The sequence below is a fragment of the Humitalea sp. 24SJ18S-53 genome, assembly GCF_050632385.1.
In the GTDB taxonomy this organism is placed as follows: Bacteria; Pseudomonadota; Alphaproteobacteria; order Acetobacterales; family Acetobacteraceae; genus Humitalea.
Genome location: NZ_CP192599.1, coordinates 5830075 through 5849579, shown reverse-complemented (window position 1 = coordinate 5849579; position 19505 = coordinate 5830075). Strand labels below are relative to the sequence as shown.

Annotated in this window: 19 protein-coding genes and 1 riboswitch; of the genes, 7 read left to right on the top strand and 12 right to left on the bottom strand. The window is 69.4% G+C overall.

What is annotated here, in order from left to right; all coding sequences use genetic code 11:
• Positions 1-3: 3 nt before the first annotated feature.
• Positions 4-2547, top strand: coding sequence for a hypothetical protein (locus ACQW02_RS28015; protein WP_431283201.1), 2544 nt, complete (start codon positions 4-6; stop codon positions 2545-2547).
• A gap of 168 nt (positions 2548-2715) precedes the next feature.
• Positions 2716-3573, top strand: a complete 858-nt coding sequence (locus tag ACQW02_RS28010) for a class I SAM-dependent methyltransferase (protein WP_431283200.1) — start codon at positions 2716-2718, stop codon at positions 3571-3573.
• On the opposite strand, the gene ACQW02_RS28005 is transcribed toward ACQW02_RS28010, so the two are convergent.
• From ACQW02_RS28005 to ACQW02_RS27990, 4 genes are all read right to left on the bottom strand, one after another.
• A complete protein-coding gene (locus ACQW02_RS28005) occupies positions 3548-5110 on the bottom strand; it encodes a hypothetical protein (RefSeq protein WP_431283199.1) in 1563 nt (520 codons plus the stop codon). The genes ACQW02_RS28010 and ACQW02_RS28005 overlap by 26 nt on opposite strands.
• On the bottom strand, positions 5107-5778 hold the full coding sequence (locus tag ACQW02_RS28000; protein WP_431283198.1) for a cysteine hydrolase family protein: 672 nt from the start codon (positions 5776-5778) through the stop codon (positions 5107-5109). The genes ACQW02_RS28005 and ACQW02_RS28000 overlap by 4 nt, the downstream gene beginning before the upstream one ends.
• A gap of 202 nt (positions 5779-5980) precedes the next feature.
• The gene (locus tag ACQW02_RS27995; RefSeq protein WP_431283197.1) at positions 5981-6841 is read right to left on the bottom strand and encodes an MBL fold metallo-hydrolase; all 861 of its coding nucleotides are present in this window, start codon (positions 6839-6841) and stop codon (positions 5981-5983) included.
• A gap of 41 nt (positions 6842-6882) precedes the next feature.
• The gene (locus ACQW02_RS27990) at positions 6883-7488 is read right to left on the bottom strand and encodes a DsbA family protein (RefSeq protein WP_431283196.1); all 606 of its coding nucleotides are present in this window, start codon (positions 7486-7488) and stop codon (positions 6883-6885) included.
• Between the two features lie 90 nt (positions 7489-7578).
• On the opposite strand from ACQW02_RS27990, the gene ACQW02_RS27985 reads away from it, so the two are divergent.
• Positions 7579-8472, top strand: a complete 894-nt coding sequence (locus ACQW02_RS27985) for a LysR family transcriptional regulator (protein WP_431283195.1) — start codon at positions 7579-7581, stop codon at positions 8470-8472.
• Here the strand turns inward: ACQW02_RS27985 and ACQW02_RS27980 are convergent.
• The 5 genes from ACQW02_RS27980 to ACQW02_RS27960 all read right to left on the bottom strand — a co-directional run bounded on the left by ACQW02_RS27980 (position 8464) and on the right by ACQW02_RS27960 (position 13529).
• Entirely contained in the window at positions 8464-8841 is a 378-nt protein-coding gene (locus ACQW02_RS27980; protein WP_431283194.1) for a nuclear transport factor 2 family protein, read from the bottom strand. The two genes, ACQW02_RS27985 and ACQW02_RS27980, sit on opposite strands and share 9 nt — an antisense overlap.
• Positions 8838-9167 carry a hypothetical protein gene (locus ACQW02_RS27975; RefSeq protein ID WP_431283193.1) on the bottom strand — a complete coding sequence of 110 codons (330 nt, stop codon included), beginning with the start codon at positions 9165-9167 and terminating at the stop codon, positions 8838-8840. The genes ACQW02_RS27980 and ACQW02_RS27975 overlap by 4 nt, the downstream gene beginning before the upstream one ends.
• Positions 9168-9204: 37 nt before the next feature.
• A complete protein-coding gene (locus tag ACQW02_RS27970; RefSeq protein ID WP_431283192.1) occupies positions 9205-11154 on the bottom strand; it encodes a TonB-dependent receptor plug domain-containing protein in 1950 nt (649 codons plus the stop codon).
• Positions 11155-11305: 151 nt separating this feature from the next.
• A riboswitch (cobalamin riboswitch) is annotated at positions 11306-11523 on the bottom strand.
• Between the two features lie 44 nt (positions 11524-11567).
• On the bottom strand, positions 11568-12233 hold the full coding sequence (locus ACQW02_RS27965) for an exopolysaccharide biosynthesis protein (RefSeq protein ID WP_431283191.1): 666 nt from the start codon (positions 12231-12233) through the stop codon (positions 11568-11570).
• A gap of 225 nt (positions 12234-12458) precedes the next feature.
• Positions 12459-13529 (bottom strand): HWE histidine kinase domain-containing protein, encoded by a 1071-nt coding sequence (locus ACQW02_RS27960; RefSeq protein WP_431283190.1) that lies wholly within the window; start codon positions 13527-13529, stop codon positions 12459-12461.
• A gap of 333 nt (positions 13530-13862) precedes the next feature.
• On the opposite strand from ACQW02_RS27960, the gene ACQW02_RS27955 reads away from it, so the two are divergent.
• On the top strand, positions 13863-14291 hold the full coding sequence (locus ACQW02_RS27955) for a type IV secretion protein Rhs (protein ID WP_431283189.1): 429 nt from the start codon (positions 13863-13865) through the stop codon (positions 14289-14291).
• Between the two features lie 165 nt (positions 14292-14456).
• Positions 14457-15208, top strand: a protein-coding gene (locus ACQW02_RS27950; RefSeq protein WP_431283188.1) for an IS5 family transposase whose coding sequence is annotated in 2 segments (ribosomal slippage) — positions 14457-14787 and positions 14787-15208 — 753 coding nt in all. Because the reading frame shifts where the segments join, the coding sequence is not laid out codon by codon here.
• Between the two features lie 13 nt (positions 15209-15221).
• Here the strand turns inward: ACQW02_RS27950 and ACQW02_RS27945 are convergent.
• Together ACQW02_RS27945 and ACQW02_RS27940 are read right to left on the bottom strand one after the other, a co-directional pair.
• Positions 15222-16199 carry a Bug family tripartite tricarboxylate transporter substrate binding protein gene (locus ACQW02_RS27945; protein WP_431283187.1) on the bottom strand — a complete coding sequence of 326 codons (978 nt, stop codon included), beginning with the start codon at positions 16197-16199 and terminating at the stop codon, positions 15222-15224.
• Positions 16200-16264: 65 nt separating this feature from the next.
• A complete protein-coding gene (locus tag ACQW02_RS27940; protein ID WP_431283186.1) occupies positions 16265-16687 on the bottom strand; it encodes a CBS domain-containing protein in 423 nt (140 codons plus the stop codon).
• A 51-nt stretch (positions 16688-16738) separates the two neighbouring features.
• On the opposite strand from ACQW02_RS27940, the gene ACQW02_RS27935 reads away from it, so the two are divergent.
• Together ACQW02_RS27935 and ACQW02_RS27930 are read left to right on the top strand one after the other, a co-directional pair.
• Complete coding sequence (locus ACQW02_RS27935) at positions 16739-17401, top strand: DUF1194 domain-containing protein (protein WP_431283185.1); 663 nt, start codon at positions 16739-16741, stop codon at positions 17399-17401.
• Positions 17402-17455: 54 nt separating this feature from the next.
• A complete protein-coding gene (locus tag ACQW02_RS27930) occupies positions 17456-18571 on the top strand; it encodes a 2-aminoethylphosphonate--pyruvate transaminase (protein WP_431283184.1) in 1116 nt (371 codons plus the stop codon).
• A 277-nt stretch (positions 18572-18848) separates the two neighbouring features.
• Here ACQW02_RS27930 and ACQW02_RS27925 read toward each other — a convergent pair whose 3' ends face one another.
• Entirely contained in the window at positions 18849-19499 is a 651-nt protein-coding gene (locus ACQW02_RS27925; protein ID WP_431283183.1) for a glutathione S-transferase family protein, read from the bottom strand.
• Between the last annotated feature and the right edge of the window lie 6 nt (positions 19500-19505).

The window sequence follows — 19505 nt, the reverse complement described above, 5'->3', positions numbered from 1 at the left end:
GCGATGTCCGCCGGGCTGGCGCAGTTCCGGATTGGCGACGTCGGCCCGGGCGCGGTGGTCGCGCAGGGCGAGAACATCACGATCAACCAGGCGATCGGCACGCTGGACCTGACCGGCCTGCCGGCCTTCATCCAGGCCTTCAGCGACCAGCAGAACGCCAGCAAGGCGCTGCTGGACGAGGCCATCCGCAAGCGCGACGAGATCGCGGCGAGCCTGGACATCACCAAGGATGCGGTCGGCGGCTTCTTCGACACGCTGCGCGAACAGGATGTGCCGCCGGAGCGGCTGAAGGCCAAGCTGGTCGAAATCGCGTCGCGCTTCGAGGATGCGCGGCAGCACCTGGCGGCCCTGGACCCCGACGACCCCGTGACCGGCGCCCTGGCGGCCGAGGCCAAGGCGGCGCTGGACCGCGGCCGGCCGGATGAGGCATCGGCGCTGCTGCAACGGGCGGAGGAGGCGGAGCTGGCGGCGGCCGCCCAGGCCCGGGCCCTGGCGCGGCAGGCGTCGGCGGCGGCGGATGCGCGCCAGGCCAATGCGGCGAAGGCGCGGGAGGGGCGCGGCGACGTCGCCCTGACCCAGTTGCGCTATGCCGAGGCCGCGGGGCATTTCGGCGCGGCCGTGGCGCTGCTGCCGGCAGCGCTCGCCGCCCAGCGGGGGCGGCTGCTGGCGCGCCAGGCGCTGAGCCTGTTCCGCCAGGGCGATGAATACGGCGACAATGCCGCGCTGATCGCCTGTATCGCGATCTGGGACGATCTGGCGCGGGCGGATTTTTCGCGCGCCACGGCGCCGGTGGAATGGGCCGAGGTCCAGTTGTATCGCTGCAACGCGCTCTGGACCCTCGGCGGGCGAGAGGCCGGCACGGCGCGGTTGCAGGAGGCCGTGGCCGCCTGTGCGCTGGCGCTGGAGGAGATGACGCGCGCGCGCGATCCGGCCGGCTGGGCCAAGGCACAGATGATGCTCGGCCTCGGGCTGACGAGCCTCGGCGGGCGGGAGGCCGGGACGGCGCGGCTGCTGGAGGCCGTGGCGGCCCTGCGCCAGTCGCTTGAGGTGTCGCCGCAGCCGGCGGCACGGATGAACCTCGGCAACGCGCTCTGGGCGCTGGGCGGGCGGGAAGCGGGGACGGCGCGGCTGGAGGAGGCGGTCACCGTCTATGGCCAGGTGCTGCGCGAATGGACGCGGGAGAGCGCGCCCTTCGACTGGGCACGGACCCAGGCGAACCTCGGCAATACGCTCTGGACGCTGGGGATGCGCGAGGCGGGGACCGCGCGGCTGGAGGCCGCGGTCGCGGCCCTGCGGCTGTCGCTGGAGGAATGGACGCGGGGGCGGGTGCCGCTCTACTGGGCCACGTCGCAGGTGAATTTGGGCAATGCCTTGCAGGCGCTGGGGGACCGGGAGGTCGGGACGGCGCGGCTGGAGGAGGCGGTCACGGCCTATCGCCTGGCGCTGGAGGAATTGACCCCGGCGCGCGCCGCCTTCGAATGGGCCAAGGCGCAGAACAACCTGGGCAATCTGCTGACGGCGCTGGGGTCGCGGGAAACCGGGACGGCGCGGCTGGAAGAGGCGGTCGCGGCCTTTCGCCTGGCGCTGACGGAATGGACGCGCGATCGCGTGCCGCTCGACTGGGCGACGACGCAGATGAGCCTTGGCAACGCGCTCTCGGCGCTGGGGATGCGCCAGGCGGGCACGGCGCGGCTGGAGGAGGCGGTCGCGGTGCAACGGCTGGCGCTGGAGGAGGCGACGCGGGCGCGGGTCCCGTTCGAATGGGCCAAGCAGCAGAACAACCTCGGTTCCGCGCTCTGGACACTGGGCATGCGGGAGGCGGGCACGGCGCGGCTGGAGGAGGCGCTGGTGGCGCATCGGCTGGCGCAGGAGGAATGGACGCGCGAGCGGGTGCCTCTCTATTGGGCCGTCGCGCAGTTGAACATCGGCAATGTGTTGAGCGCCCTTGGGCAGCGCGAGGAAAGCCCCGCGCGGCTGGAGGCGGCGGTGGTGGCCTATCGCCTGGGGCTGGAGGAGGCGACCCGCGCGCGTGCCCCCGTCGAATGGGCGAAGCTGCAGAACAGCCTTGGCGTCGCGCTCAGGACACTTGGGATCTGGGAGGGCGGGACGGCAAGGCTGGAGGAGGCCGTGGCCGCGCTGCGCCTGGCCCTGGAGGAATGGACGCGGGAGCGGGCGCCGGCGAATTGGATGATGGCGCAGGGCAACCTGTGCCATGCCCTGGCCGTCCTGGGCGCGCGTGAGGACGGGACCACGACGCTGGAGGAGGCGGTGGCGGCCGGCCGCGCGCTGCTGGCGGCATTGTCGCGGGGCGGGGCGTCGCTGGAATGGGCGCAGAGCATGGGCAACCTGGGCCACGTCCTGGCCGAACTGGGCTTGCGTGAAGCGGGGACGGCGCGGCTGGAGGAGGCGGTGGCGGGTTGGGATGCGTGCCTGGACTGGGCGGCGGGGGATGCGCCGCAGGGGTGGATCGAGGGGTTGCGGCGGAGCCGGGCGGAGGTATTGGCGGAGGTGGCACGGCGGGCGGCTGATCCAAGTGCTGCTGGATGAGTTCCCGCCCCGTCATCGACGGCACCGCATGGGGGTTGGGCCGTGATTGGCCCGGGCGCCGGGCCTTGATCGTTGCGCTTGCCCCGCGCCGCCGCTAATCCTGCCTGGCACCCCGGCGCCCAGCGCAGCCCCGTGCTGCCACGCGGCCCTTGGACGGGAGGCTGCGGCATGACCAGCATCGACCATGGCATCGACCACGGTTTCACCGGCTCGATCCCCGATACCTACACGCGCTGCATGGGGCCGATCTTCTTCGCGCCCTTCGCCGACATCCTGGCGGGGCGCCTGGCCGGCATGACGGGCGGCGATGTGTTGGAATCCGCCTGCGGCACCGGCATCGCGACCCGCGCGCTGCGGGCCGCGCTGCCTGGGGCCGTGGCGATCACGGCGACCGACCTCAACGTGTCGATGCTGGACCATGCCCGGACCCTGCCGGGCGGCGATGGCATCACCTGGCGCCAGGCGGATGCCCAGGCCCTGCCCTTTCCCGATGCGGCCTTCGACGCCGTGGTCTGTTCCTTCGGCGTCATGTTCTTTCCCGACAAGGTCGCGGCCTTTCGTGAGGCCAGGCGGGTGCTGCGCCGGGGCGGGCAATTCCTGTTCACCGTCTGGGACCGGCTGGAGGCGAGCGAGTTGATGTTCCTGGCCCATACCGCCGTCGGGTCGCTGTTCCCGCGGGATCCGCCAGGGTTCTTTCGCCGCACGCCCTGTGGCTACCACGACATCGGGACGATCCGCGCCGACCTGGCCGCGGCGGGCTTCGTCGGCGCCGGGGTGGAGACGCTGGAACGCCCCTGCCGCGCCGCCACGGCCCGCGATGCCGCGATCGGGATGGTGCGCGGCACGCCCCTGTGCGGGGAGGTCGCGCTGCGCGATCCGGCCGGGCTGGACCGGGCGGTGGAAGCGGTGGCCGTGGAGATCGCCAGCCGCTTCGGCCCCGGGCCGGTCGAGGCCCGGATGCGGGCGCATGTCGTGACGGTGCGGCGCCAGGGGATGGAGGCTACTCCGCCGCCGCCGCCGGCTTGACCCCCGGGCGCCAGGCCAGCACCGCATCCTGCTTTTCGCAGAGCACCAGGAAGCCCGCGACCATCGCATAGGCCAGCGCCACCCCGGGGGCGACGGCAAGCCCCACAGCCGGGCCGTGCATCAGGCCGAAAAACGCCATCGCCGCGCCGGCGCCGGCGAAGGCGGCGGCGTTGATGAACTGGCGTTCGATGATGAAGACGGCGATGGCGCCGAGCACCAGGCCGGAGAGGATCGCCCCCTCACCCATCACCGCCAGGCCGGGATAGAGCACGCCCATGCCGGCCAGCTTGTCCATGCCGACGGCGGCGGCATTGGTGCCGGCGGCCCCCAGCGCGCCGTCGATCAGGGTCTTGGCCCAGGCCGCGAGATGCGGGGTCAGGGCCAGGACGACGGCGGGGCCATGGGTTTTTGGGGTTTCCTGGAAGGCCTGCGCCCCGATCAGCATGCCGATGTAGAGCAGGATCGGCGCGATCGCGACGACGGGCACCAGCGCCAGCAGCACCGCCGCGATCCCGGCCCAGGTGAAGACCAGCACCGCGAGGCCGGTCGCGGCGGAATAGCCGATGCGGCCGCCCATCGCCTTCCAGCCCGGATGGCCGATGTAGACGGCGTTGATATAGGGGTTGCCCATCAGGCAGCCGATCAGGCTGACCACGCCATCGGCGGTCAGCACCTGGGTCGTGGGGAAGTGGTCGCCGGCGGCCTCGGCGCTTTCGACATTGTCCAGTGCTTCGACCAGATCGTAGATGCCGAAGGGGATCGCGGTGACGAGGATGATCCCCAAAAACTGGAAGCCGTTGAAGACGTGATCCACCGCCGGCAGGGGCACGGAGAAGCCGATCTGGGCGAAGGACGCGCCCAGCCGGTCCAGCCCCACCCCACCGACGCCCAGGCCGATGGCGGCACCACCCCAGGCGATGACCATGCCAAAGGCGATGGCGATCAGCCCGGCGGGGATGTTGCGCGGGTAACGGAAGCCGCCGAACCAGGCGACCATGATGACGGCGAAGCAGGTCAGGCCCACGACCGGGGTCATGAAGATCTCCAGCGCCGGGCGCATGGAGATGAAGGTGATCGACACGCCGGCCAGCGTGCCGAGCAGTGCCGCGCGCGGCGTGACGCGGCGGATCCAGGGTGCGGCGACGGCGCCGAACATCAACACGAAGGATTGGACGAAAACCCAGGTCAGCCCGGCTTCCCAGCCCTTGATCGGATCGCCCGTCATCTGCGCGATGGGCAGCATGATGACCAGCGACACGACGAACATGTGCGGCACGGAAATGCCCGATGGCAGGGCGCAGACATCGTCGCGCCCGGTCTGCTTCATCAGCCGCCAGCCGAGCCAGGCGTAGTAGCCGGTCGAGAGGAACATCATCAGCCCGGCGGCCGGCAGGATGCGGCCGAAGACGATGGAATCGGGCAGGCCCACGGCAAAACGCAGCAAGCCGGTCAGCACCAGCAGGTTGACCAGGATATTGGTGCCAAAGCCAAACAGGGCGTTCCAGTCGCCGGGGGTCCAGAGTTTGGTGCGGGTCATGGCGCGGACTCCAGGGCGGTGATGGTGGCGGCCGAGGTGGCGACCCAGCCGAAGATCCCGCCCTGGGCATGGATCATGGCGAGCGCCGCGTCGTGGAAGGCGGGGAAGTAGGAGGCGCAGGCATCGCTGATGGCGGCGCAGCGGTAGCCGCGGTCATTCGCCTCGCGCAGGGTGGTGCTGACGCAGACTTCCGTGGTGACGCCGGCGATCAGCAGGGCGGCGATGCCGCGATTGCGCAGGATCAGGTCGAGGTCGGTTTCGCAGAAGGCGCCCTTGCCGGGCTTGTCCAGCACGACCTCGCCGGGGATGGGGGCCAGGGTCGGGATGATCTCGTGGCCGGCTTCGCCGCGGATGAGGATGCGCCCCATCGGGCCGGGATCGCCGATGCGCAGGCCGGGCGGCGCGCGCAGGCGCTTGGCGGGCGGGCAGTCGGACAGGTCGGGGCGGTGGCCTTCGCGGGTGTGGATGACCAGCAGCCCGGCCGCGCGCGCGGCGTCGAGCAGGGCGCGGCAGGGGCCGATCGCGCGGGACAGCAGGCTGACGTCATTGCCGAGGGCGGCGCCGAAGCCGCCGGGTTCGAGGAAATCGCGCTGCATGTCGATGATGACGAGCGCCGTGGCGGCCGGGTGGAAGGAGAATGCGCTTGGCAGGGCGGCGGCGTGACGCACCAGTGATCTCCCGCGGGGAACCATCGCAGCAGATCAGGTTTTTGCCGGGCGCAACGGGCGAATTCTTGGGCGAAAGTGGTGCCGGGCGGGGGCCGCCGCTTGCGAATTATGCAAAGCGGCGGCGGTTGCCCAGGATCATGTCAGCCGGGCGGCATCGCCTGCCACGGAGTGTGGCTGTCCACAGGCCGTTCCATGCGCGGGATCAGCCCCAGGGCATCTCGCCCTTGGCGACCTTGGCGCCGATGTCCAGCGCCACGCCCATGCCGGCATTCGGGAAGCGCGCCTGCATCGCGGCGATCAACGCGGCGCTGTTGGCGGCCTTGGGCAGTTCCTCGTCAAAGGCCACGAGGTAGGCGCGGGTATAGGCGATGGCCGTGGCATCGGTCGCCGCACCCGGCATCATGTGGCCGGGCACCACGACGCGCGGTTGGCGGGCGGCCATGGCATCCAGGTTGGCGACCCAGGCCGCGCGCAGGGCCGGCGAATTGGTATCGGCGGTCCAGACATGCACGCCCGAGAAGACCAGCACGCCGCCAAAGATGGCGCCGAGCGACGGTGTCCACAGGTACCGGCGGTCGGTCATGCCGGCGGCATCAACGATGTCGATCGACTGGCCATCGACGGTCAGCGCGCGCAAATCCGACGCCGCGGGCACCACCACATCGGCCAGGGTGCGCGGGCCGTTGTCGCCAAGCTGCGGGCCCCAGGTGTCCAGCTTCTTCTGCACATTGGCGTTGATCGCCGCGACCGTCGCGGGGGCGGCGATGATGCGGGCCTGGGGGAAGGCGGCGCGGACCGGGCCAAGCCCGAAGTAGTAATCGGGGTCGCTCTGGCTGACGAAGATGGTGGTCAGGGTCTTGCCGGTGGCGGTAATCGCCTCGGCCAGGGCGCGGCCGTCGGACAGGGTGAAGCCGCCGTCGATCAGCACCGCTTCACGCGCGCCGGAGACCAGCACGGGGGCGCGGAAGAAGCCGGTGGGGCCGGCGGGGAAATGCCGCCAGGCGAGTGGCGCGGCGGTCTGGCCGGTGGCGGCGGTGGCAGCGCTGGCGGCGACGGCGGTCATGGCGAGTCTCCGGGTGAACATGGTCTTGGCTCCTGGTTGGTTCACGTCGCCTGCAACTGCGCGACGAGGGTTTGGGGTGGGCCGAACAGCAGGCTGCCGGGCACGAGGCGTGGCACCCCACCGGTGGTGACGACGAGGCTGGGCACGCCCTGGGCACCAACCGACCGCATCAGCGCCTGGGCACGGGCGGTGCGGGCGGCGGTGGCGGCGCGCAGCGCGGCATCCGGCACGGCATCCAGGCCGAGGGCGGCCAGGACGCCGAGGTCGGTGACGTCCCGGCCCTCGACATAGCGGGCGTGCTGGATGGCTTGCAGCGCCGGGCGCACCTGCTCCGGCTTCGTCAGGGCCATGGCGACCAGGGCCAGCGTGGCGGGGCCGGAGTCGAAGGCCCGGGTGCGGTCGGCCAGCACCTGGTCGCGGTACGCCGTCGAGAAGGGCTGGCCGGTCAGCTTTTCGATGCGCTGGTCATTGGTCCAGGCATAGGCGGCGAAGCCATCATCCATCGGCCGGGCGCCGGCGCCGGAAAACAGCCCGGTCGGGACCAGGTCGAGGTCGATGCCCGGCGTTTCCGCCAGGGCGCGCAAGGCCGGGGCGGCGCCGTAGCACCAGCCGCAGAGCGGATCGAAAAGATAGGTGGCCTGGGTCACTCGGGGTCTCCGTCGGGGGAGACCATGCGCGCGCCGGGATTTGCGAAAAAGACAAACGATAGAGACAGACTGTATGCTATTGACTGACAAATGCGCGCGACAGCGAACCTCAATCGACTGGCCTATTTCGCCGCGGTGGTGGAGACCGGGTCCTTCACCGCCGCCGCCCGGCGCCTGGGCGTCACCAAGGCCGTGGTCAGCCAACAGGTCGCGCGGCTGGAGGAGGCGACCGGCACGAGCCTGCTGATCCGCACCACCCGCCGCGTGCACCCGACCGAGGCGGGGCGCGTTTTCCACGCCCGCTGCGCCGTGATCCTGGGCGAGTCCGAGGCGGCCTTCGAGGAGATGGCCCAGGCCCAGGCGGAACCCAGCGGCACGCTGCGGGTGACGGCGACGATGGACTACGGCACGGCGGCGGTGGTGCCGGCGCTGGTCGCCTTCGGCCGCCGCTACCCGGATTGCGCCACCGAACTGACCCTGAGCGACCGGACGCTGGACCTGGCGGGGGGTGAGATCGATATGGCGATCCGGGTCGGCTGGCTGGCCGATAGCAGCCACCAGGCGCGACGAATCGCGACATTCCGCCAGTTGCTGGTGGCCGCCCCCGGCTTTGCCGCGGCAGAGCCGGCGGCGCTGGAGGCGCTGCCCTTCGTCGCCAATACCGCCCTGCGTGCGCCGTTGCAGTTGGGCTTCACCCGCGATGGCCAGGCGGCGCCACCTGTGCGGCCGCAGTCAACCATGGCGATCGATGCGACGCTTGCGGTGCATGCAGCGGTGCTGGCCGGGGCCGGGTTGTCGGTGCTGCCGGAATTCGTCGTGGCGGGCGATCTGGCCGCCGGGCGGCTGGTCCATGTGCTGCCGGATTGGCGCCTGCCGGATGTCGGCGTTCACGCGGTCTTCCCGGCGGCGCGCTTCCGCCCGGCCAAGGTCAGCGCCTTCGTCGAGACGCTGATCGCGGCCGAGCGGGGACGACGATCAGGCTGATGCCGGCGTCAGATGCGTCAGGATGCATTTCCAGCCGGCGTCGGTCCGGCGATAGACATCCGTGACCCATTCATCGGTCGTGAAATCCTGGCCGTGGTAGCGGCCGGTGTTCTGGGCGCGGGCGGTGACCACCGCCATGTCGCCCTGCACCGCGGCATGGCTGGCGGTCGAGGTCATGACGGAATGGGTCAGCGCGCCGCTGGCGATCAGGGCCAGCATCTCCGCGCCCTTGATCGGGCCGCGTTCGGGCGTGACCACGACCCAATCCTCGGCGACGCAGGCGGCGATTTGCGCGGGGTCGTTGGAGACCATGGCTTGGTTGAAGCGGTCTTCCAGGTCCATCAGGAATGCGGGGATGTCGGGGGTCATGGCTTGGCTCCCTTGCGGCGCGGTTGCGCGTGGTTCCAGGCCATCGACACCGCGCTGACCAGGTCTTCGGTTGTCAGGTCGGCGAGCGTGGCCGTGGTCCAGCCCTGCCGGCCCCAGGCGTTCGGCACCGGGGAAAACGCGTCGGGCAGCATCGCGCATTTCAGCGCCTGTTCGTCCGGGGTGAAGCAGAAATTCGCGGTCAGGCCATCGGCCGCCAGGGTCACGTAGATGCGCGCCACCTTGAAGGCGGCGCGGTCGACATGCGGCGCTTCGCTGGTGCCGTCCAGCGCCAGGGCGGCGCGCCGCAAATCCTCTGCCGATGCCATGGCCCATCGTGGCCATGGCATCAGGTTCAGTTCAAGATTAGAACGTGAAGCGCGTCCCGATCATCGCGCCGCGCCCGCCGACGACAAAGCCATTGGCCGGTTCGTAGCGCGTGTTGCCCAGGTTCTGCGCCGTGGCGAAGACCGTCACTTGCGGACGCCAGGCGTAGCTGGCCGTCAGGTTCAACAGCGCCCCCGCGTCATTATCCGCCGCCACCGAGACGAACTGCCCGGTGTTGCTGTAGGAGAAGCCTTCGCGGTAGCGGCCGATGATCGTCAGTTCCGGCGAGATCACCCATTTGGGCGCGGGCTGCCAGCGGGCGATCAGGCTCCATTGGTTTTCCGGCCGGCGGGCCAGGCGTTCATCGGTCGCGGCATTGCGCGCATCGGTGATGGTCCAGGCGCCGACCAGTTCCCACTTTTCGGAGATCCGCGCCGTGGCGGTCAGTTCGGCGCCCTTGATGCGTGCCGCGCCGACATTCACCAGCGAGGTGAAGGAGGTGTTGAAATCGATCAGGTCGCGGATGCGGCTGTCGTAGTACAGCGCGCCCAGGGTCAGGCCATCGGCGCGGCCAAAGATGTTGAAGTCGGTCTCGACCCCGGCTTCCCAGGATTCCGAATATTCCGGCCGCAGGTTGGGGTTGCCGCGGAAGGAGGTGCCGATCGTGCCGTAGCGCTGGTAGAGGGAGGGGGCGAGGAAGCCCGACCCGGCCGAGGCCTTGATGCGCGACGACAATTCCGGCACCGCCAGCACGCCGCCAAGCCGCCAGGTGGTGGCCTCGTCAAAATCGCTGGTGCGGTCCTGGCGCAGGCCGGCGGCGACATCCAGCCGTTCGGCCACGCGGAACTGCCAGGCGGAATAGGCCGCGTTGTTGGTGGCGGAGGCATCGGTCAGGGTGCGGAAGCTGGCGCTGCCGCTGGACTGGTCGATGCTGTCGTTCTGCTGGGTGATGCCCAGCACCAGGGATGACGCGGTGATCGCCCCCAGGTCGGGCAGGCGGATGATGTTGTTCCAGTCGATCACCTGGCGCGTGCCGCTGAACAGGTCGTCGGTGGAGGAGCGGCTGAAGTTGTCGACCATGTTGGTGTAGCGGCGGCGGTCCTCGACCTGCGCCAGGCGCAGCCCGCTGGTCCAGACGCCGTCGAACATCACCGCCTGGCCGCGCAACTGGCCGTAGAAGTTGCGGTCGTTGCCGTCGTAGTTGGGGTCGTCGTTCGGCACGCTGTCGAGTTTCAGATGGTTTTCGCGCCAGCGCAGCAGCCCCTCCAGCCGCACGCCCTGGGTCGGCGTGACGCCGAGGCGCGCGGTGGCGGCAGCACCCTGGAAGCCATCGCGTTCGCTGGTGCGGTTCTGGCTGAGGCGGGGGGCGACGGCATTGCTGCCGCGGGTGGTCAGGCCCTGCAACGCGGTCATGTAGTCCCAGGCGCCGACGGTGCCTGTCGCGCCGATCACGCCGCGCGCGGTGTCCTGCGTGCCGCCGGCGGCTTCGCCAAAGGCCTGGAACTGGCGGTCGGCGGGGGCCTGGCGGGTGACCATGTTGATCGCGCCGCCGATGGCCGAGGAGCCGTAGAGGGCGGAGGCCGGGCCACGGATCACCTCGATCCGTTCCAGATCGCCCAGCAGGGTATTGCCGAAGTTGAAGGCGCCGCTAGCCGTGGAGGGGTCGTTGATCGGGATGCCGTCGAGCAGCACCGCGACCTGGTTGGAATTGGCGCCACGCATGAAGCCGCTGGCCTGTTGGCCGATGCCGCCGGTCTGCACGATGGTGAAGCCGGGGACGGAGCGCAGGGCCTCGACCAGGGTCTGGTAGCCGCGTTCCTCGATCTGCTGGCGGGTGATGACCGTGGTGGCGGCGGGGACGCGGTCGGCGGGGGTGGGGACGCGGGTGCCGGTGACGATGGTGTCGGGCAGGTCGGGGGTCGGGGCTTGGGCGAAGGCAGGTATTGCGGTGGACAGGGCAGTGGCGGTCAGGAGAAGCAGGCGGCGCATCGGAAAATCCCCGTGCTGGCAGTCAACGACAAGTCCCGCCGTCACCTTACGGCGAAAGCGGGACGGCTGGCGTCGTGATCACACGGAAACGACAAGGCCGGGGGCCGGGTCGTCATGGTCCGTTGCGCCGGTGCACCCCGCCCGGCACGCGCGATACGTCTCTGCGTCGGCCGGTCTCCTGGCTCGCGGCGCGGTGGGGTGTGACCCACTTGCCGGCCCCGCCTTCTCACGGTCGCAAGCGACCGCAATGGCGTTGGGGGCTGGCATCGCCGCATACAGTTGCGGGGGCAGCCGCGGTGCCGGGGGGCAAGCCCCCCGTTCGCGTTCCCGTTTCAACCCTTTCGGGTCACCGTCGCATGGGGGCAGGCTTTAGGGCATGACCGCGCCCGGCGGAAGCGGTCACTCTTTGTTAATCAGATGACCCAGCCGAGAGCCTGGATCGCCAGCCAGCAGATGAAGCCGAGCACGGCGGTGGCGAAGGCGCAGCCCGCGATGCTGAGCGCGACACCCAGCCCGATGGTGCGGTTGTCGGCCTCGACCACGCCCAGGGCCATGACGATGTTGCCGAAGGCCGGCGGGCCATTGGTGCCCGGCCCGGGCAGGATCAGCATGATCGCGACATAGACGGTGATCCAGCCGACCAGCTTGTCGCCGGCGGCGGAGGTGAACCAGCCCGGCCGGGGCTTCACGTAGCGTTCGATCTTGCTGATCCATTTGGAGGAGGCGGTGGCCAGGCGCAGCAGGTCGGTCCGCTTGACCGATTGTCGCGCGATGAAGCCGGGCAACTTGGGGTTGCGCCGCCCCATGCCCATCTGCACGCCCAGGATCAGCATGGGCGTGCCGAAGACGCTGGCCATGCCTGGCAGCAGCGACGGCAGGCAGAGCAGCAGGATCAACAGGCCGAAAGCCCGGTCGCCGAAGAATTCGGCCATTTCGCCTAGGGTGATGCGTTCGCCCGGAAAGGTCGCCGCGACCTCGGCCACGATCCGGCTGATCGGCGCCGATTCATGGGCGGCGTGCAGGTCCGTGGTCACGCTAAGCGGTGCTGGCACGCCGGATGTGTCGAGGGTACCGTCCATGCAACTGCGTTTCCCTGGTGATGCGACGATGCCCGTTTTTTGAGGCGACGACCGCGGTATTGAAGCCCCTTCGGATCGCGGCGGCTTTTTGGGCAGCCCCCGTCGCATCCGATTGCACAGCATACCCGGCCCAGCGCGCAGCGCGAGTCTTCTATGCGATACGATCGGCACTGATTTGGATCGAAAGGATGAAGATTCTCGAAAAACGCAACGCGCGGCCTCGGTTCAACCCGTGCAATGCTTCAGCGGCAGGCGCAGGTCGGCCCGCAACCCGTCCGGCAGCCAGACCGAGGCGAGGGTGCCGTGCATCGCCTGGACGAGGCGCCGCATCAGGGCGGTGCCGGTGCCGGCGTGATCGGGGGCCGATGCGATCGGCGGGCCGCCGTGTTCCCGCCAGGTCAGGGCGACCTCCGTCCCCTGCAGCGCGATGGTCACCGCGACCTGGCCCTGCGGCGCCGACAGGGCACCGTGCTTGGCCGCGTTGATCGCCAGTTCGTGCAGCAGCATGGCGAAGGACTGCACGACCGACGGCCGCAGCGCCAGCACCGGTGCCGCCGAGACCACGACCTGGCCGCCAAAGGCCGCCGTTTCGTTCACCACGACGGTCCTGAGGTCAGTCTGCCAGGCGCTGCGGGCCAGCAGGTCATGGGTCCGCGCCAGGGCCAGGATGCGCGCCTGCACCGCCGCGCGAAACCCGGGGACGTCATCGGCGCGGGTGATGGCGACCAGGGCCTGCGCCACGGCCAGCACGTTGTTGGCGCGGTGGTTCACCTCGATGGACAGCAGGCGCTGGCGTTCCTCGGCCTCGACCAGGGCGGTCACGTCGCGGCACATGCCGACGATGTGGGTGCGGCGTGCCAGGGGGCCGAAGATGCGGCCCATCACCTCCAGCCAGCGGATCTGGCGGGTCTGCTGGTGGATGATGCGGACGCGTTCGAAATAGGTGTCGCGCGTGCGTTCCCGGCGTGTGTCGCCATTGGTGCGATAGCCGTCCGGGTCCTGGTCGTCGGGGTGGAAACAGTTCCAGAACAGCCTGCGCGGGACATCGGTGCCTTCCGGTTCCGGTATCGGCAGGCCGAAGATGGCGAACGCATTGGCCGTGGCCTTGACCGTGTCGCGCAGCAGGTCCGTCTCGTAGAAAGCCAGGCCCAGGTTGTCCATCGCCAGGCGGACGCGTTCGATGCCCGCGGCGCCGTGGCCGCCGATTTCGGGCAGGAAGCCGGGGCCGGGGACCATGCCCGCGACCTCGGCCAGGTCGTCATCCGTCGCGGGATCGGCGGGCAAGACGTTCCTCATGCGGAGTCATCCTTGGCAAACCGGACAGGGTCACCGGGCTGGCCCAAAACGAATTTGGACAAACCGGTGGCTGCTGGCGGCGGAACATTCTCGTCGGCGTTTGCTTTCTGCGAAAATTCATTCCTTCGACGCAGTCTGTCGGGGAAACGGGCGCGGATCCGATGGCGCATCGCAGCATGCGAAACGAAGAGGGAGGCTAGCGGTGATCGGCCAGGGCGAACAGACGATACGTGCGGATCGATGGCGCGGATCGTCGATCACATCATGGTCAAACGCGACAACGCCGCATGCAAAGCCATGGTGTCGTCACAGGCGTGATGGAAGATTGCAACGATGACCGCGCGCCCCATCCTGCTTGCCATGATCCTGTTGCTGCCGGCGCTTGGCGCGGCCGCGCAGACCACCCGCCAATACGACGCGCAAGGCCGCAGCACCGGCCGGATCGAACAGGATTCCAGCGGCAACCAACGTCGGTATGACGCGCAGGGTCGCTACCAGGGGCGGGTCGAGGTGCATCGCGACGGATCGAGCCGCAGCTACGACGCGCAGGGCCGCTCCACCGGGCGCACCGAACGCAGCGGCAATACCATCCGCGAATACGATGCCCAGGGGCGCAGCACCGGCCGGCAGGAGATCCGTGGCGACACGGTGCGCGACTACGACGCGCAGGGCCGCAGCACCGGGCGCCAGGAAACCCGCGGCGGCACGGTGCGGGCGTACGATTCCCGCGGCCGCTACGAGGGCCGCAAGGACACCCGGTAAGAGCTAGGGCGTGATGGCCGTAGGCGCGAATGCGCCGCAGGGCTGAATCACGCGACAAAACAACAAGCTAGACCGCGATGCGTGAGCGAATGCGAACGCATCGCGGTCTAAGGTCTGTGGGGATTTAGGATTCCCTTGCGGCGTCGGATGTGATTCACGCTGTGGATGGACCGCTATGTGCTGACGGACGCCCAATGGGCGAAGATGGAACCGCATTGTCTTGGGAAGCCGACCGATCCGGGACGGAGCGGGAGCGACAATCGGCTTTTCGTGGAGGCGGTGCTGTGGATCGCGCGGACGGGCAGCCCGTGGCGTGATCTGCCGGCGATGTTCGGCAATTGGAGCACGGCGTTCCGGCGCTACAGCGACTGGCGCAAGGCGGACGTGTTCGTGAGACTTTTCGAAGCCTGTTCGGATGAGCCGGATATGGAATACGCGATGATCGATGCCACGATCGTCAAGGTCCACCGCCACGGGCAGGGCGCAAAAGGGGGACTCAAAGCCAGGCCATAGGCCGCTCCAAGGGCGGTATGACGACCAAAATTCTCGCGCTGACCGATGCGCTCGGCAATCTGGTGCGCTTTGAACTGCTGCCAGGGCATCGGTTCGATACTGCCGGCGTTGAGCCGCTGCTCGATGGCGTCGATTTCGGCGGTCTCATCGCCGACAAGGCCTTCGACAGCAACACCATCATCGCCGACCTCAACGCCCGCGGCGCCAGCATCGTCATCTCGCAGCATTCCCGACGCACCAAACCGCTGCCGCTTGATCGCGCTCTCTACAAATGGCGGCACCTCATCGAGAACTTCTTCTGCAAGCTCAAGGAGTTCAAACGCATCGCCATGCGCGCCGACAAAACAGACCATAGCTTCTCAGCCATGATCTATCTCGCCGCAGCCGTCATCAACTCCAGATGAATCCCCACAGACCTTAGTCCGGCTGGAAATTCGCCAACCGCAGCAGCGCCGCGTTGCGCGCCACATCCGCGTCGATGAAGGCCGAGACCTGGTCGAGGTTTTCCGCCACAGGCTCGAACCCCTGGCCGGTCAGGCGGGCGACCACGGCAGGTTCCTGCAGGCCCTCGACCAGGGCCTGGTTCAGCCGCAGCGCGATCTCACGCGGGATGCCGCGCGGGGCCCAGACGCCGTACCAGGAATAGAATTCGAAATCGGGCAGCCCCGCTTCGATCAGGGTCGGCAGCCCGGGGGCCAGTGCCGTGCGTTCGCGGGTGGCGATGCCGACGCCGTGCAACTGCCCGCCGCTGACCATCGGCAGGGTCGCCAGCACCGGGTCGAACATCAACTGCGCATTGCCGGCCGCGACATCGGTCAGCGCCGGGGCGGAGCCGCGATAGCCGACGATTTCGATATTGGCGCCGGTCAGGCGGTTGAATTCGATGGTGCCCAGATGCCCCGCCGAGCCCAGCGAGGAGGTGGCGAAGGACCAGCGCGCGGGCTCGGCCTTGGCCGCCGCCACGATCTCGGGGATCGTGCGCTGCGGGCGGCGCGGGTCCATCACCAGGACCAGCGGGCCGCGCGCCGTGCGGGCGATGCCGATGAAATCGGTGACCGGGTCATAGGGCGCGTTGCGCATGACGTGCCGGGCCATCGGGTGGATGCTGGCCGAGGCCATGATGGTATAGCCATCAGCGGGCGCCGCCAGCACCGCCTGGCTGCCGACCGAACCATTCCCGCCGGCGCGGTTTTCCACGATCACCGTGACGCCAAGCTTTTCCTGGAGCTTCTGGGCCGACAGCCGGGCCATCGCATCGGTCGCGGCACCCGGGGTATAGGGCACGATCATGCGGATCGGCCGTGCGGGCCAGGCCTGGGCCAGGGCCGCGGGGGCCGCCAGCATCGTGGCCCCGGCCATTGCGGTGCCCGCCACCAGAAATTCACGCCGCCGCATTGTGGTTTCCTTTGCCGAAGGCCTCAATCTACGGCGCGGAATACGCATCGGCAAGACCTGGGGTGTCAGCGCAGGATTTCGAAGAATCCCGTCTCCTCATTCTGGCGGCGGTGTTCGTCGGCGCGAAAATCGTACCGCGAGACGATGCCGACGACCCGCCCCTGGTCCACCACCGGCAGGTGGCGAAAGCCCGCATCCTCGAACAGGCGCAGCGCGTCTTCGGCATGGGCGCCGGGCGGCAGGGTGGTCGGATCGCGCTTCATCGCGTTCTTCAGCTTGGTGCGGCGGGGGTGGCAATCCTCCGCCAGGCAGCTCAAGGCGTCGCGCCCGGTGAAGATGCCCAGCAGGTGCATGTCGTCATCGACCACCAGCACGGCGCCGACGCGGCGCTGGCGCATCGCGGCACTGGCTTCCTGCACCGTCGCGTCGGGGCCGAGGACGAGCGGGTGCTGGTCGCGCACGATTTCACGCATGGTGCGGTGCTGCATGGACGGCCTCCGTCATTCTTGTGATCTTGGGCGGGCCGGCGGGACAATGCGTTGATCCGGCGCAACTTGGCGGTGCGGACCCATATGGCCGGGATGGAACCGATCGATCTTGCCCTGTGCCTCGCCGTCGATGTCTCGGCGAGTGTGGATTTCGACGAATTCGCGCTGATGCTGGGGGGGTTGGCCGGGGCCTTCCGCCAGGCGGATGTGCAGGCCGCCTGCGTGGCGGGGCCGCGCGGGGCGATCGGGGTCTGCCTGTTGCTGTGGTCGGGGCCTGGGGCGCGGGAGGTCGCGGTCCCCTGGACCCGGCTGGACAGCCCCGCCACCGCCGATGCGCTGGCCGAGGCGATCGAGATGGCGCCCCGCCTGCCGCCCCCGGGTGCGACGGCCATCGGCGATGGCATGGCGGCGGGGCTGGCGCTGCTGGCGACGGCGCCGGGCGGGCCGACGCGGCTGACCCTGGATGTGTCGGGCGATGGGCGGCACAACACGGGTCGCGCGCCGGGGCCGGTGCGCGACCTGGGGGTCGCGGCCGGGGTCACGCTGAACGGGCTGGCGGTGCTGAACGAGGAGCCGGACCTGCTGGACCACTATGTATCGGAGGTGATCGGCGGGCCGGGATCCTTCGCCATGGTCTGCGCCGACTACGCCGATTTCGCCGATGCCATGCGCCAGAAACTGCTGCGGGAGATTGGCGGCGCGCTGATCGCTTGATGCGGCGTGCCGGGGCGTGCAGAACCCGGCCATCACCTTGGACGTCGCAAGAACATGCTGCTGTTGATCCCCGGCCCCGTGCAGACCGACCCCCGCGTGCGGGCCGCGATGGCCGAGGATATCGCCCCCTGGGACGATGAGTTCCGCGCCGAATACGCCGCGATGCGGCCGCGCATCGTGGCCATCGCCGGGGGCGACGCGGCGGACCATGCCTCGCTGCCCCTGCCCGGTTGCGGCCACATGGTGATCGAGGCGGCGATCCGCACCTTCGTCCCGGCGGGGAAGACATTGCTGGTGGTGCGTAACGGCGGCTACTCCGACCGCCTGGTGCGCATGGCGACCGAGGCGGGGCGCCTGGTCGTGACCCTGGACGGGCCGGACAATGCCCCGATGCCGGCCGCGCGCCTGGCCGAGGCCTTGGCGCAAAACCCCGACGTCGGGCACGTGGCGCTGGTGGTCAGCGAAACGGGCAGCGGCATCGTCAATGACCCGAACGTGCTGGGGCCGGTGATCGCGGCGGCCGGGAAGCGGATGATCTGCGACGCCGTGTCGGGGTTCGGCGCCCTGCCCTTCGCCATGCGCGACCATCCGGAATGCGACGTGGTGGTCTTCACATCGAACAAATGCCTGGAGGGGATGCCGGGGTTCGGCTTCGCCGTGGCGCGGATCGATTCCCTGGTCGCGGCGAAGGGCAATGCCGGATCCTGGGTGCTGGACCTGGCGGATGTCTATGACCACGCGCTGAAGAACGGGTTTGGGTCGTTCCGCTTCACCCCGGCGGTACAGGCGCTGCGGGCCTTTGGCGTCGCGATGGACCTGTATGACGCCGAAGGCGGGCAACCGGCGCGGTATGCGCGGTATCGGCGCAACGCCGATGTGCTCTACGCCGGGCTGAAAGGCCTGGGCTTCACCCCCTATGTCACGCCGGAACACCAGGGGCCGATCATCGTGAACGTGCACCAGCCGGCCGATCCCGCCTGGGATTTCGGCCGGTTCCAGGTGGCGCTGAAGAAGCGCGGCGTGGTGGTCAGCAACTTCTGGACGACCGCGGCACCGACCATGCGCATCGGCTGCATCGGGGCGATCAATGAGGCGGATATCCGCTTCGCCCTGGCGCAGATGGAGGCCGTGCTGGCCGAGATGGGGATTGGCCAGCGCGCGGCTGCCTGATTGGTGCGGCAGGCGGTCAAGTAACGGGGAGGTTGCGCTTTGAAAGGGGCTTTGCCCCTTTCAAACTTTCCCCAGCAAGGGGCCGTGGCCCCTTGCAACCCACGGGGTTTGGCAAAATAAAGGGAGGGGCATGGAGCACGCTGGATCAATGGCGCGACCTTGAGGCCCCTCCCTTTATTTTACCAATACATCGCGCCGGTCCAGGGGCGGCGGCCCCTGGTTGGGGGAGGTGTGGAGGGGGCGAACAGCCCCTTCCACGGCGCCACCCACCATTGCTTCACCCCGCCGGTTTCCAGTGCGGCGGCCAGGTTTTCTGGATGATCGGCAGTGCCGTCATCCGCGCCATCCATGCGGCCAGGCGCGGCCCGGGCAGGTCGCCGTCGAGCATGCCGGGATTGATCTGTGCGATGCGTTGCCCCAGCGCGATTTCCGGGAAGAGGGTGTAGTCGGCGGCGGAGAGGTCGCCGGCCAGCCAGTCGCCGCGGATCAGGCTTTCCCATAGCGCCAGTTCGCTGCGCATGGCGTGCCAGGCGGCCTTGATCTTGTCGGGTGAGTGGCGTTCGGGCGGGGTGCCGAAGACGGCCCGGACCAGATGTTCCAGGCCCTCGACGAAATACGCGTCGGCTTCGCGGATCAGGCGGCGTTCGATGGCGCGCTGGCGCAGGTCGGGGGAGAAGAGGCGCGGGCTGTCGGGCCACTTGTCTTCCAGATACTCGACGATCGCAGCGGATTCGTAGAGGACGAAGCCGTCGTCATCGATGACCGGCACCTGCCGCCGGGGGTTGAGCGCGGCGTATCCGGGCGTCTTCAGGTCGCCCGCGTCGTAGGACATGGTCTTGCACTGGAACGGGATCCCCTTGTGTTCCAGGGCCAGCCATACGCGCCATGCGTAGGGCGATCCGGACAGGTAATACAGGGTGAGCGCCATCCGAGC